We start from the raw sequence: 407 nt of genomic DNA on the forward strand, positions 1-407 counted from the left end.
GATCGTGCTGGCGGGCGACTCGGCCGGGGCCCAGCTCTCGAGCCAGCTCGCGGCGCTGATCACCAACCCCGACTACGCCCGCGAGGTCGGCATCACCCCCGCGCTGCGCCCCGACCAGCTGCGCGGCGTCGTGCTCAACTGCGGTGTCTACGACATGTCGAAGGTGGTCGGCGGGCCGGGAATCCTCGCCCGCGCGATGGACCAGTTGGCGTGGTCGTACATCGGCACCAAGCACCTGCGCGGCTCCGCCGCCGTGGCGCAGATGTCCACGATCCGGCACGTGACCGACCAGTTCCCGCCGGCCTACGTCAGCGGAGGCAACGCCGACCCGCTCACCGACACCCAGTCGGTGCCGCTCGCCGAGACACTGCGCGGGCTCGGGGTGGACGTCACCACGGTCTTCTACC

General features: G+C 71.5%; 1 protein-coding gene. It reads left to right on the forward strand.

Annotation, left to right across the window (positions count from 1 at the left end):
• A partial coding sequence (locus AC1DYG_RS20210; protein WP_477641624.1) for an alpha/beta hydrolase occupies positions 1-407 on the forward strand: 407 nt, incomplete at both ends.

This window comes from Pedococcus sp. P1_H8, assembly GCF_056405175.1.